The organism is Nocardia anaemiae NBRC 100462, from assembly GCF_001612725.1.
GTDB classification, from domain to species: domain Bacteria; phylum Actinomycetota; class Actinomycetes; order Mycobacteriales; family Mycobacteriaceae; genus Nocardia; species Nocardia anaemiae.
Map to the genome: position 1 here is coordinate 141028 of NZ_BDAZ01000012.1, position 12300 is coordinate 153327.

At 65.2% G+C, this 12300-nt stretch carries 13 protein-coding genes; 7 read left to right on the plus strand and 6 right to left on the minus strand.

Annotated features, from left to right (window positions below; translation table 11 throughout):
* Positions 1-4: 4 nt before the first annotated feature.
* Entirely contained in the window at positions 5-496 is a 492-nt protein-coding gene (locus NA5_RS08940) for a SixA phosphatase family protein (RefSeq protein WP_062983852.1), read from the minus strand.
* A 183-nt stretch (positions 497-679) separates the two neighbouring features.
* Here NA5_RS08940 and NA5_RS08945 point away from each other — a divergent pair, with 183 nt between their 5' ends.
* Positions 680-2350: an FAD-dependent oxidoreductase gene (locus NA5_RS08945; RefSeq protein ID WP_062983854.1), complete on the plus strand. Its 1671-nt coding sequence runs from the start codon at positions 680-682 to the stop codon at positions 2348-2350.
* 41 nt (positions 2351-2391) lie between these two features.
* Here the strand turns inward: NA5_RS08945 and NA5_RS08950 are convergent, their stop codons facing one another.
* From NA5_RS08950 to NA5_RS08960, 3 genes are all read right to left on the minus strand, one after another.
* Positions 2392-3159 carry an acyl-[acyl-carrier-protein] thioesterase gene (locus NA5_RS08950; protein WP_062983856.1) on the minus strand — a complete coding sequence of 256 codons (768 nt, stop codon included), beginning with the start codon at positions 3157-3159 and terminating at the stop codon, positions 2392-2394.
* Positions 3160-3412: 253 nt separating this feature from the next.
* Positions 3413-4546: a transglycosylase SLT domain-containing protein gene (locus NA5_RS08955; protein WP_245672153.1), complete on the minus strand. Its 1134-nt coding sequence runs from the start codon at positions 4544-4546 to the stop codon at positions 3413-3415.
* 17 nt (positions 4547-4563) lie between these two features.
* Entirely contained in the window at positions 4564-4887 is a 324-nt protein-coding gene (locus NA5_RS08960; protein ID WP_245672154.1) for a type VII secretion target, read from the minus strand.
* A 148-nt stretch (positions 4888-5035) separates the two neighbouring features.
* Between NA5_RS08960 and NA5_RS08965 the strand changes: the two genes are divergently transcribed.
* Together NA5_RS08965 and NA5_RS08970 are read left to right on the plus strand one after the other, a co-directional pair.
* Positions 5036-6010: an NADPH:quinone oxidoreductase family protein gene (locus tag NA5_RS08965; protein WP_062983864.1), complete on the plus strand. Its 975-nt coding sequence runs from the start codon at positions 5036-5038 to the stop codon at positions 6008-6010.
* 107 nt (positions 6011-6117) lie between these two features.
* Positions 6118-7227, plus strand: coding sequence for a winged helix DNA-binding domain-containing protein (locus NA5_RS08970; protein ID WP_062983866.1), 1110 nt, complete (start codon positions 6118-6120; stop codon positions 7225-7227).
* Between the two features lie 10 nt (positions 7228-7237).
* Here the strand turns inward: NA5_RS08970 and NA5_RS08975 are convergent, their stop codons facing one another.
* Together NA5_RS08975 and NA5_RS08980 are read right to left on the minus strand one after the other, a co-directional pair.
* The gene (locus NA5_RS08975; RefSeq protein ID WP_062983868.1) at positions 7238-8401 is read right to left on the minus strand and encodes a low temperature requirement protein A; all 1164 of its coding nucleotides are present in this window, start codon (positions 8399-8401) and stop codon (positions 7238-7240) included.
* Positions 8402-8447: 46 nt separating this feature from the next.
* Complete coding sequence (locus tag NA5_RS08980) at positions 8448-8972, minus strand: Lrp/AsnC family transcriptional regulator (protein ID WP_062983870.1); 525 nt, start codon at positions 8970-8972, stop codon at positions 8448-8450.
* Between the two features lie 159 nt (positions 8973-9131).
* Here NA5_RS08980 and hppD point away from each other — a divergent pair, with 159 nt between their 5' ends.
* The 4 genes from hppD to rpsL all read left to right on the plus strand — a co-directional run bounded on the left by hppD (position 9132) and on the right by rpsL (position 12299).
* On the plus strand, positions 9132-10340 hold the full coding sequence (hppD, locus tag NA5_RS08985; RefSeq protein WP_062983872.1) for a 4-hydroxyphenylpyruvate dioxygenase: 1209 nt from the start codon (positions 9132-9134) through the stop codon (positions 10338-10340).
* Between the two features lie 192 nt (positions 10341-10532).
* Positions 10533-11060, plus strand: coding sequence for a DUF3558 domain-containing protein (locus tag NA5_RS08990; protein WP_062983874.1), 528 nt, complete (start codon positions 10533-10535; stop codon positions 11058-11060).
* Positions 11061-11071: 11 nt separating this feature from the next.
* Positions 11072-11629, plus strand: a complete 558-nt coding sequence (locus NA5_RS08995) for a DUF3558 domain-containing protein (RefSeq protein ID WP_063813261.1) — start codon at positions 11072-11074, stop codon at positions 11627-11629.
* Positions 11630-11924: 295 nt separating this feature from the next.
* Positions 11925-12299, plus strand: a complete 375-nt coding sequence (rpsL, locus tag NA5_RS09000; protein WP_014353064.1) for a 30S ribosomal protein S12 — start codon at positions 11925-11927, stop codon at positions 12297-12299.
* Position 12300 lies beyond the last annotated feature (1 nt).

The following is a 12300-nucleotide window of genomic DNA, read 5'->3' on the forward strand; positions in this document are numbered from 1 at the left end:
GCGTTCAGCGCGGTATGTGGAAGCGCACCAGATCGCCGGTGCCCTCGTCCACCTGCGCCCACGGCCGGTCGAATTCGAGTACCGCGAGTGCCGACGTGGGGAACTTCCGGCTGAGCTCGATCGCCGGTTCGGAATCGCGATTGCTCGCCAACTCCCATGCCGTCCACGGCATTCCGGGCGCATGCCCGATTACCAGCAGCGTCGTGACATCGTCATCGCTGAGCTGGACCAATTCGATGAGCGTGCGCGGTGACGCCTCGTAGATGCCCGCCTCGTAGACCACCGGTGCGGTAACTCCGGTGGCGGCCAGCGTTTCCCGGGTGCGGGTCGCGGTCGAGCACCGTACCGCATCGATCGGCGGCTGGGTCTCGCGTAACCACTGACCGGCAAGTCCGGCCTCGCGCTGACCACGCGGCGCAAGCGGGCGCTCGTGATCGGAGATACCGTTGGGATAGGCCGACTTACCGTGCCGCATGAGGATCAGAGTCCGCACCATGGAGATACCGTAAGCCCTCCGGAGGAGAGGCCTCGAACACACTCGAGGCAAACTGAAAGCGGCATCACATCACGGCGCCTGATGGGGCACCCTCCGTCGGCACCGTGGCGATGACGCTCCCGACCCACTCCCGACACCCTTGGGTGGCTATAGCCCAGGTACATTTTCGAGGATCTGCACAATATGGCCTACGTAATCACGCAGCGTTGTTGCAACGACGCCAGCTGCGTCACTGAGTGCCCGGTCGATTGCATCCGTCCCACCCCGGACCAGCCGGAATTCGCGACGACCGAGATGCTCTACATCGACCCCGACACCTGTATCGACTGCGGTGCCTGCGTCGACGCGTGCCCGGTGGAGGCCATCTTCTCCGAGGATGATCTGACCGCGTCGCTGGCCAGGTATCGAGACATCAACGCCGCCTACTTCCAACGGCATCCACTCGAATCGAATTTCGATCCGATCGTCACGCCCGCGCGCCCGCCCAAGGAACTCGGCACGCTGCGCGTCGCGATCGTCGGCGCGGGACCCGCGGCCTGTTACGCGGCCGACGAACTGCTGCGCCGCTGCGATGTCGAGGTCGAGATGTTCGACCGGCTGCCGACGCCGTGGGGTCTGGTGCGTGCGGGCGTCGCCCCGGACCACCCGGGCACGAAGACGGTCTCCGGGCTGTTCGAGTCGGCCTTCCGGCGCGAGGCGCTGCAGTACCACCTCAATGTGGAGGTCGGCTCGCACATCACCCATGAGGAACTGCTCGCCCATCACCACGCGGTCATCTACGCGGTGGGCGCGTCCTCCGACCGGCGTCTCGGTGTGCCGGGCGAGGATCTGCCCGGCAGCCATTCCGCCACCGAATTCGTCGCCTGGTACAACGGCCATCCGGACTACGCGGATCGCACGTTCGACCTGTCCGGCGAGCGCGCGGTGATCGTCGGCAACGGCAATGTCGCCCTCGATGTCGCTCGCGTGCTGACGGTGGACCCGGACGAACTCGCCAAGACCGATATCGCCGACCATGCCCTGGACGCATTGCGCGGCAGCAATATTCGCGAGGTCGTCGTACTCGGTCGGCGTGGTCCGCTGCAGGCTGCCTACACCTCGCCGGAGTTCCTGGCACTGACGCATCTGAAGGGCGTCGATGTCATCGTCGAGGAGGCCGACCTGGCACTCGACCCGGGCAGCCAGGCGCTGCTGGACGATCCCGAGGTCGAGCCGTCGCTGGAGCTGAAGTACACGCTGGCCAAGGAGTACGCGTCGGGGCGTCGTGATCCGGCCAATAAGCGGATCGTCTTCCGCTACCTGGTCTCGCCGACGGCATTGCACGGCGCCGATCACGTCGAGTCGGTGGAGTTCGCGCACAACGAGTTGGTCAGCGAGAACAGCCAGTTGCTGGCGCGCACGACCGATCGCAGCGAAACCCTGGACACCGGACTTGTTCTGCGTTCCATCGGCTACAAGGGCGAAGCGATCAAGGATCTGCCCTTCGACGAACGCCGTGCTGTCGTCCCCAATGAGCACGGTCGCGTCATCGGCGAGGACGGTATTCCGGTGCCCGGCGTGTACGTGAGCGGCTGGATCAAGCGCGGTCCGCGCGGTGTCATCGGCTCCAACCGCATCGACGCCGAGGAGACCGTCGAGCAGCTCATCGCCGACTTCACCGCGGGCAAACTCGCTGTGCCACAGCGCGATCGGGCCGCGCTGAAGGCGCTGCTCGGACAGCGGCAGGCCGATCTGGTCGACCGTGAGGGCTGGAAGGCGATCGATACGGCGGAGAAGTCCGCGGGTAAGGCGTCAGGCCGTCCGCGGGTCAAGTTCACTACCCGTGAGGATCTGCTCAAGGCCGCGCGCGGCTGAACAGACAACCGGCTCCGTTCCCTGAACGGAGCCGGTTTTCTTTACAGGGGCATGATGCGCACGACGGTCGTGGTGGTGCCGCCGACCACGAACCACAACCGCAGCACCGGCCGTCCGGAGCGGTCGCCCGGTTCGTAGCGGCTGCGCACGGTGACATGCTGACGAGCCAGTACCGGCGCGACGTACTCGATCACCGCGCGATGCGGCCCCGCGACCAGCTTGGGGTATTCGACCAGGAACTGTTCCACCGCCTGCCAATAACAGGCATTGTTGACGTGGTTGTACTGGTCGATATCGGTGGCCCGCACCGGGAACGGCATATCGGTATCCGATTCCGGCGGGGTGGCGTCGGTGAGATAGGGCCGCCAGCGCAGGCGGTGCTCATTGGTGGTCTGCGCCAGATAGGCCAGGCCCTCGTCGCTGATCCTGGCTGGCATATTGTTGGACTCGCTGATATTGATCCAGAAGCCCTCGGTCTCGATCAATCCACCGTTCGCGCTGGTGATGCGCACCCGCATATTCGTCCACCGGGTGGACATGCTCGAACACCACCGCAGCAACCGCACCTGGTCGGGCCACAGGATCGGCCGGATCACGTCGATCACCGTACGACGCACGATCCAGCTCGGATCGGTCGTATGCAGATTCGTCTGTTGCAGTTGCTCCCAGGCGATGTCCTGCAGATAACGGGCGACTGCGTCGAACCGCAAGCGGTTGTACGGATCTACATCGCCAGCCCGGATGGGCCACGCCGACGCAAACCCCATGCCCTCCTGGGGAAGCGGGGCGAGTGGCTGATCGAGTGACACTGGTGCTCCTCGCGCTGCACGGTGTGCCGCGTTCTCTTACGCTGCTGTTCTGAGACGACTTTACGGGGCGTACGTCACACCCTCGCGCCGAGCCGCCCCTACTCCCATCTGTCGGTCCCCGGGGCAGTATTGGGCCATGCTCGAGGCCGACCTACCCGCGAAACTCGGCAAACCGGCCGAACACGCCGATCCACAGCGGGACGACACCGCCTGATCGCACGGTAGGTCAGGGGGCAATGGGGCGGATCCTCGGTCAGTAGCCCTGGTAGGCGCCGCCGCTGTTGACGGCCGCCACACCGGGGACGTTGGACAGGGAACCATACCGGTCGATGGCGTAGCGGGTTCCGGCGATGATGTTGTCGACCGGGTCGTAGATATTGTCGTGGCCAGGCGCCTTATACGCGTTGAAGGTGCTGTCGATCGTCTGCATCAGGCCCTTTGAGGGGTGGCCTGCCGCGGCGTTGCTGTCCCAATCGTTGACGATCAACGGGTTGCCGCCGGACTCGTGCTCGATGATCATGGCCAGGGCCCGCTCATCGATTTGATCCGGGCTGTACCCCATTTCGATCAACTTGGCCTTGGCCTTCTTGATCCATTCCGCGACGTCGCCCGTCGGCATCGGCCCGGTCGCGTTGTGCGTACCACCGGTGGTCCCGTAATTCGATGTGCCGGAAGACGATCCGGAGCCGCTGCCATGGTGGCTGCTCGTCACATAGCTGGGCTTGCTCGTGTTGGAGTTCGTGGTGGTGGCCGGTGTCGTGCTGGTGTTCTGCGGCTGCGACGCAATGGCATTCGGGTCACCCAGGTTGCCGAAGGCCTTCTCCAGGTTCTGTACGGCGGTGTCAACCTTGGTTTTTGCGTCGTTAGCGGCCTGCTCGGCTTCCTTCAGCTTCAGAGTGATCTGGTTCGACCAGTTCGCGGCGTCGGTCTGGGCACGTATCGTGAGGTTTTGGGTGTCGGCGTTCTGGTTGTCTTGGCCGGACAATGGGCCGAGTAACTCGGCGATCCGGGCTGCCGGATCAATCGTACCGTCGGGGTTCACCGCGAAGCCGGTGATGAGACCCTTGCCGTCAGCCGGAACCGGCGAGGCGGTCTGGATTGTATTGCGCAGCTTGACGATCTCGTCCTTGAGGTACCGCAGTCGACCCACCTCGGCCTGGAACGCCGTCTGAAGTTCGTGCAACCGCGTACTGACTTCGGAGGCACGGGTCTGCTCGGTCCCCATCCGCGTGTTCGCCGCAGCGGCGGCGGCACCCGACCAGACCTTGTCGGTTCCGAGCTTCGCGGTGTCTTCCGTCCCTTTGCGAATTGCGGCATCCAGATTCGTCGAGATCTCGAGCGCGTTATTCGCCGCGGTGGTGAGGTGCTCCGGCTCCCACTTGGCCACATCATCGAGACTGAGGGTCATGGCAGTTGCAGGCCGATCGTTTTCAGGCTGTTCGCGAAGTCGGTCTCGGCGACTTCGAAGGCGCCCGCGGCGTTGTGGGTGATCGAGGCGATCTTGTCGAGGCGCTCGCCGATTCGTGTCAGGCTGCGATTGACGGCGTCGGTTGCCGGTTGCACCGCGGTTCCGAATTGGGTGCCGGGCAGTGCGTTCGCCGCGACATCGAAACCGTCACCGGCGTTGAGCTTTTTGATCCCGTCCGCCTCGTTGCCGAGATTCTTGGCGAAGGTCTGCAGCGCGCCCGCGTCGACGCGCAACGTGCCCGGGTCCATTTGATCTACCACGAAAGACTCCCCCTTCGTCCCCACCTCAGGTCGCGGTCAGCATAGCAAAAACGGGTGGTGTGGACAGGGGGCGGAGCGGGGGTGGTTAGGTTGATCGGGACGTCGGTGATGATGTGGGTGTCGCCGAGTGGGACAGAGAGGTCGGCATATGCGCGCAGCTCAGGTCAGCAAGCTGGAGGGGCCGGAAGCGATCGAGGTCGTCGAGATTCCGGAGCCCGCGGCATATTCCGGGGGTGTGGTCATCGACGTGCACGCGGCCGGGGTGGCTTTTCCCGATGTGCTGATGACACGGGGTCTGTACCAGATGAAGCCCGAGTTGCCGTTCGTCGTCGGTGGCGAGGTCGCGGGAATCGTGCGGGAGGCGCCGGAGGGCGCGCACGTCTCGGCGGGGGATCGGGTGGTCGCACTGACCATGCTCGGCAATGCCATCGCCGAGGTGGCGGTCACGCCGACGCAGATGGTTTTCCGATTGCCGGACAACGTTTCTCTGGAGTCCGGGGCGGGGATCCTGTTCAACGACCTGACCGTGCACTTCTGCCTGCGCAATCGCGGCAGGCTGGCCGCGGGAGAGACCGTGCTGGTGCACGGCGCCGCAGGCGGTATCGGCACCTCGACGCTGCGGATGGCGGCCGCGCTGGGTGCGGGCCGGGTCATCGCGGTGGTGAGCACCGAGGAGAAGGCGGCGGTCGCGCGCGCCAACGGCGCCACCGATGTAGTGCTGACCGACGGCTGGCTCGCGGCCGTCAAGGAGCTGACCGGTGGCCGCGGTGTGGATATCGTGCTCGATCCGGTCGGCGGCGACCGGTTCACCGACAGCATCCGCAGTCTCGCTCCGGCGGGCCGCCTGCTGGTGGTCGGCTTCACCGCCGGTGAGATCCCGACGGTCAAGGTGAATCGACTGCTGCTCAAGAATGTCGAGGTGATCGGCGCGGCCTGGGGCGAGTGGGTGATGACCCATCCGGGCTATCTGACCGAGCAGTGGGAAGAGGTCGAGCCGCTGCTCGCCTCCGGCAGGATCGCGCCGCCGGAACCGGTGCTCTACCCGCTGGACCGCGCCGCCGAGGCGGTCGCCTCCCTCGACAATCGCACCGCCACCGGCAAGGTCGTCGTCACCCTGCGCTGACCGAGGCCACCGCGACTATTCGATGCGCGGCGCGGCGGATCGTGCGCGCCGGTACGGTGATCTGATCATGAAGCTCGCCAACCAACCCTCATGGAATCGCCGCGCAGATGCTGTCTAATCGGGTACTGAACCGGACCTTACTTGCGCGCCAGCACTTGCTGGAGCGTTCGACGCTGACCGTGCCGGAAATGTGTGAGCACCTGGTGGGTCTGCAGGCCCAGGATTCGCCACCGCCGTTCGTCGGATTGTGGAGCCGCATAGCGGATTTCGATCCGGCGACGGTTTCGGCGGGTCTGGAGGACCGATCACTGGTGCGAATCACCTTGATGCGCGGGACGATTCACATGGTCACTCCGCCCGATGCGTTGCGGATCGCACCGCATATCCAGCCCGAGCTGGAAAAGATCCCGTTCCGAAAGGGTTTCAACTACGGCGCGATGCTCGGCTTGGATCCGGACGAGGTGCGCGAGCACGGCGAGGCCGCGCTCGGTGACGAGCCGATGTCGGCGGCGGATCTGCGTACCAAGGCCGCGGCGATCTACCCGGATCGCGATGCCGGTGCGGTGCTGCAGACCTGGCTGTACCAACTGCCGGTGCTGCAGACTCCGCCGCGGGGCAAGTGGAAGGACAACAGCAGGCCGGTGTGGTCTCGCGTCGAACCCTGGCTCGGCGCGCCGCTCGAGCCAGGTTATCCATTGGCGGAGTTGGTCTTTCGCTATCTGCGCGCCTTCGGTCCGGCCAGCACCATGGATATGCAGACCTGGTCGAAGCTGACCGGCATGAAGGCCGCCGTCGAAGAGCTCGGCGACCGGCTGCGCACCTACACCGACGAACGCGGCCGCACCCTCTACGACGTCGCCGACGGCGAACTCGCCGATCCCGACATGCCCGCCCCGGTCCGCCTGCTCGGCTGGTACGACAATGCGATCCTCTCGCACCAGGACCGAACCAGAATCGTCCCCGATGGCGCCGCCCCACCCCTGCGCGCCTTCGCCGCTGCGGTCTCCCCGGTCCTGGTCGACGGCTTTCTGGCGGGCTTCTACAAAATTTTCCTGGAGAAGGGCGTCGCCCGCCTGCGCATCATCCCGATCAGGAAGTGGGCGGCCGCCGAATACGCGGCGGTGGATGCCGAAGCGAACGCACTCGTCGCATTCCTGGAGGCCGATAAGCGGCCGAGCGTCGAAATCCTCGAGGTGGGCGCGGATCTGCGTCCCTGAGCCCGCCGCGCTATCGCGAACGGCGACGTCCGACGGACACCGCGGGCAATGGCCGACCGGGTGGTGCCACCAGTTGCTCGACGATATTGGCGGTCACCAGGACGGCCGCGGTCAGCGCGACCACCGCGATGGCGGGCAGTAATGACGAGGTCAGCGCGATGGTGATCAATGCGATGACCGGAATGGCGCGCGTGGTCGCCACATTGCCGAGCATCCGCCACCGATTCACGACCAGGGCGAGCATGAACAGCGCGGCGCCGCCCGGCGCCAGCCCGGCGGCCACGCCGTGCGCGGTATGGCCGGGGTCGGCGACCGAATGCCCGAGCCCGACCGCAACCGCCACCAACCCGGTGACCAGCGCAAAATGCCCGTAGCTCAGCACATCTCGCACGATCAACCCGGGTGACGGCATGGTGGACAATGCATGCTCGATCAGCCGCGCGGACCGATGGAAGTAGATCCACCACAGTCCGGCGCCGACCGCGAAGGCAAGCACCAGGGTGGTCACCACTGCCGGACCGAGACCGGTCGAGGACGCCTGCGCACCCGCGTCCACGACGGATTCACCCAGCGCGATGATGATGAAAAGGCCGAACCGCTCCGAGAGATGCGAAACCCCGATCGTCCGGTTTCGCAGTGCCTTGCTGTACAGCAGCGGTGCGCCCAACTGCACCACGAGCGCCCCGGTCCAGACCCAGATGCGCGAATGTTCCGGCAGCGGCGCGCTCGCGAAAATCGCTATGCCGGTGACCAATCCGATGCTGAAGGGGTTGATCGTGGTGGCGAACCCGTTGGTCCGGGTGACGGCGACGAACAAGATGATCCGCAGCACCAGATGTGAGCCCGCGAAAATCATTGCGGCACTGCGTGGTTGGTCAAGCGCGGCGGGCGCGGCCACCGCCATCAGGAAGATGCACAGCCCGGATCCGAACAGGACCAGGCGCTGAGTGTTGTTCTCTTCAACGGTATTCACCAGGATGGTGACCCCGACCCACCCCCACCACAGCGGCGCCAACAGCACCAGCGCATGGCCGAGGGTGCCGATCGAAGTGTGGTGGCCGAGCACATGCGCGGTCTGGGTTACCGCGAAGACGAGGACCAAGTCGAAGAATAATTCCGCCCAAGTGGCGCGGGCATGGGGTGTTGCGGTGCTGGAATCGGCAGGCTCGCTCATCGAAATCTCGTACTCGGTGATACAGGAAGTACGAGCCTAGACGGCTTCAGCGCTCCGAGGCGTCCCGGTACGCGGGCGCTTTCGTCGTACCCGTCGGTGTCAGCGTGCGCAACAGCGGCAGTGTCCGGTGCGCGATCACCGTCGACAGCACGATCACACTGTGCGACCGCACCACCGAACTCGTCCGATCGATACTCAGCAGCGCCGCCTGCAATCCGGCATGTGAATCCGCGCCGATCCGGCACAGCACATCGCCGGAGCCGGTGGTCGCATATGCCTCAAGCACACCGGGAATCGCCTCGAGTTCGGCCGCCACCGTATCCAGCGCACCCTGTGCGATCTCCAGGGTGACGAAGGCCTGCACATCGAAACCCGCTGCGGTGACATCGATCTGCGGATCATAGGAGGAAATGACGCCCGACTCCTCCATCCGTCCGATCCGCGACTGGACGGTGGCCCTGGCGACCCGGGTGCGCCGGGACAGCTCGAGAATGCCCGCCTTCTGATACTCGTGCATCGCGGTGAGGATGGCGAGATCGAGTTCATCCAGTTTCGCGGGCGTGCGCGACATGACGGCCTCCGTTCGGGGCGCGACCGGCGTGGTGCGGGTCACTTGTGGTGCTATTCAAATTGTCCAGCATCAGGGGTGACTTGCTAGCCGATTTCGCCAGAGTGTCTAACCGAAATCGGTGATGTTGCCTATCCCAGGAGGCGGAGATTTCCTTGGATCATGACCATCGAGCACCTGCCGAATGCCCAGCGCCGCAGTGGTCCGTTGCCCACCGACGGTGAATTACGCCGCCTGGTCGGGCTGGTCGATCACGACGACAGCGTGGATCCCTTCCCGGTCATCGGCTGGGACGCACTGGTCTGGGTGGTCGGCAACGCGACCCAGACCGCGCACTTCCTGGAATCGGCCTTCGGTATACGGCTGGAGGCCTACTCGGGTCCGGAAACCGGCAATCGTGATCACAAGGCCTATGTGCTGCGCAGCGGGGCGGCCAGATTCGTCGTCACCGGCGCGGTCGCCCCGGACAGCCCACTGGTCGCACACCACGATCGGCACGGCGACGGCATCGTCGATATCGCGCTCGAGGTTCCGGATGTGGACCGCTGCATCGAATGGGCGCGCACGCACGGCGCGCGAATCCTGGTCGAACCACATGACGACACAGACGAATTCGGCACCGTCCGCTCGGCCGCCCTGGCCACCTACGGCGAAACCAGGCATACGCTGATCGACCGCTCCGAGTACTACGGGCCGTATCTGCCGGGATATGTCGCCCGCCGCTCCGGATATCGGCCGCGCGTCGGCACCCCGACCAGGCTGTTCCAGGCCATCGACCACGTCGTCGGCAACGTCGAGCTCGGCATGATGGACGAGTGGGTCGAGTTCTACCGCCGCGTCATGGGATTCACGAATATGGCCGAATTCGTCGGCGACGATATCGCCACCGAATACTCGGCGCTGATGAGCAAGGTGGTGGCCAATGGCAATCACCGGGTGAAGTTCCCGCTCAACGAACCGGCGGTGGGTAAGAAGCGTTCGCAGATCGATGAATACCTGGAGTTCTACCGCGGCCCCGGCGTGCAGCACATCGCGCTGGCCACCAGCGACATCCTCGAATGCGTCGACGTATTGCGCCGTGAGGGCGTCGAATTCCTCGAAACGCCCGACACCTACTATTCCGATCCCGAACTGCGCGCCCGCATCGGCCACGTCCGCGTCCCAGTGCGCGAACTGCAGCGCCGCGGCATCCTGGTCGACCGCGACGAGGACGGTTATCTACTGCAGATCTTCACCAAACCGCTCACCGACCGCCCGACCGTCTTCTTCGAACTCATCGAACGCCACGGCTCACTCGGCTTCGGCAAGGGCAACTTCAAGGCCCTGTTCCAGGCGATCGAACGCGAACAGGCCGCGCGCGGAAACCTCTGACACAAGTCCTATCCCGCCCTACCAGCTACGACGGAGCGAGTCTTACGAGCGACCCGCTCGCGGCCCGTCTCGCGTCCGAGTGGTCGAAGCGCATGCGCCGCAGGCGCGAGTCTCGACCGCTCGGACGCGAGACACCAGGGGGCCGCGAGCACGCCGCGCCCGCGCGGCCAAAAACTCAGTAGAGTTCATCGCATGCGGATCCCGTCGGCGATCATCACCGGTCTGGCCTTGGCATTGACCCTGTCGGCCTGCGGCTCGGACGGTGACTCCGATTCCTCGAACGCCCCGCTGCGTCCGCCGCCGAAGGTCGCCACGCTCGGGCCGTTCGTCGGTGAGTGCGGCCACGTCACTGATCAAGAGGTGCGCGATATCGCCGGGCTGTCCCAACTCGCGCGGGTGAACCGGAATTCGGTCGGCTGCAACTTCCAATCCGCCGGAATCGCTTCGCCGAGTGTCACTTTCGCGTCCTATCGGGGCAGCCCGATCGATCGCGAGAAGGCCTGGGTCTCCAACGTCGGACGCAATCCGGAGACCATCGATGTCGGTGGCCGCAAGGGCTTCCAGGCGCTGGACCCCAGCGGTTCGGTCTGCGATCTTGCGGTGCAGCTCGATGACGATTTCTTCGAATGGTCGATGTCCTACGGACTGTTCTCCGAGCAGGGCAATCCGTGTGACCGGACCCGCAAGCTGGCCGAGTTGACCGTGCAGCGGCTGCAGTGAGGGGAAGACGGATGAGTTCACGTCCAGGTCTGCGGGTCGCGGCCGTCGCCGCCGCGGTGCTCGCGGTCGCGATCTGCGCGGGAGGCTGCGGCAAAACCGTCAAGGGTTCGGCGCATCCGGCGGGCGGCAGCGGCACCACCACGATCAATACCAATTTCGACAAGCTGCTGCGTGAATGCGAGGTGGTCGGGCTGGATCAGATCGGTGCGGCGGTCGGCAACGCGTCGGTCGTTTCCCCGTCCTTCAACGGCGCGGTGTGCATGTGGGATGTCGAGGACGCGCCCGGCGGCTCGGCCATGGTGACGCTGAACTGGTATGAGGAAGGCTCGCTGAACAACGAGAAGTCCACCAACGACAAGCTCGGCTACAACACCGAGAACATCACCGTGCAGGGTCGGCGCGGACTGAAGACGACGCGTCCGAACGATCCCGACTCGTGCGGGGTGAGTGCGGGCGCCGCCGACACCGGCATCATCGGCTGGTGGATCAACTACCATCCCGGCGGCCATCCCGATCCGTGCGCGGGCGCGCAGAAATTGGTCGAGTTGACTCTGAATCTGGCGCGGTAGCCTGGCAGGTGGTAGTGGCCGGTCTAGCGTGATAACCGACCCCACTTTGACCCTGTGTCGCGGCCACGAGTATCGTGGATCGCTGTGCCCGGAAGCATGCGGGCAAGTTCGTGCGCAAACGTAGGCCAGCGAGAGCGGCTGACCTTTCCGGCGTGCCCGGAATTCGGGATATGTCTTGCGCGCGACACGCCCGACCTCGGGACGCGAGAAACGTGGTCGGACGTGCGAGTGAAAGCTCGATGACAAAGACATGAAGTTCCAGACACCGCGTTAACTAATTAAGGAAAGCCGGTCTATGCCAACCATCAACCAGCTGGTCCGCAAGGGTCGTCGCGACAAGGTCGCCAAGACCAAGACCGCGGCCCTCAAGGGGAGCCCGCAGCGTCGTGGCGTGTGCACCCGTGTGTACACCACCACCCCGAAGAAGCCGAACTCCGCGCTGCGCAAGGTCGCGCGTGTTCGCCTGACCAGCGCGGTCGAGGTCACGGCCTACATCCCGGGTGAGGGCCACAACCTGCAGGAGCACTCGATGGTGCTCGTTCGCGGCGGTCGTGTGAAGGACCTTCCGGGTGTCCGCTACAAGATCATCCGTGGCTCGCTCGACACCCAGGGTGTGAAGAACCGCAAGCAGGCCCGCAGCCGTTACGGCGCCAAGAAGGAGAAGAGCTGAT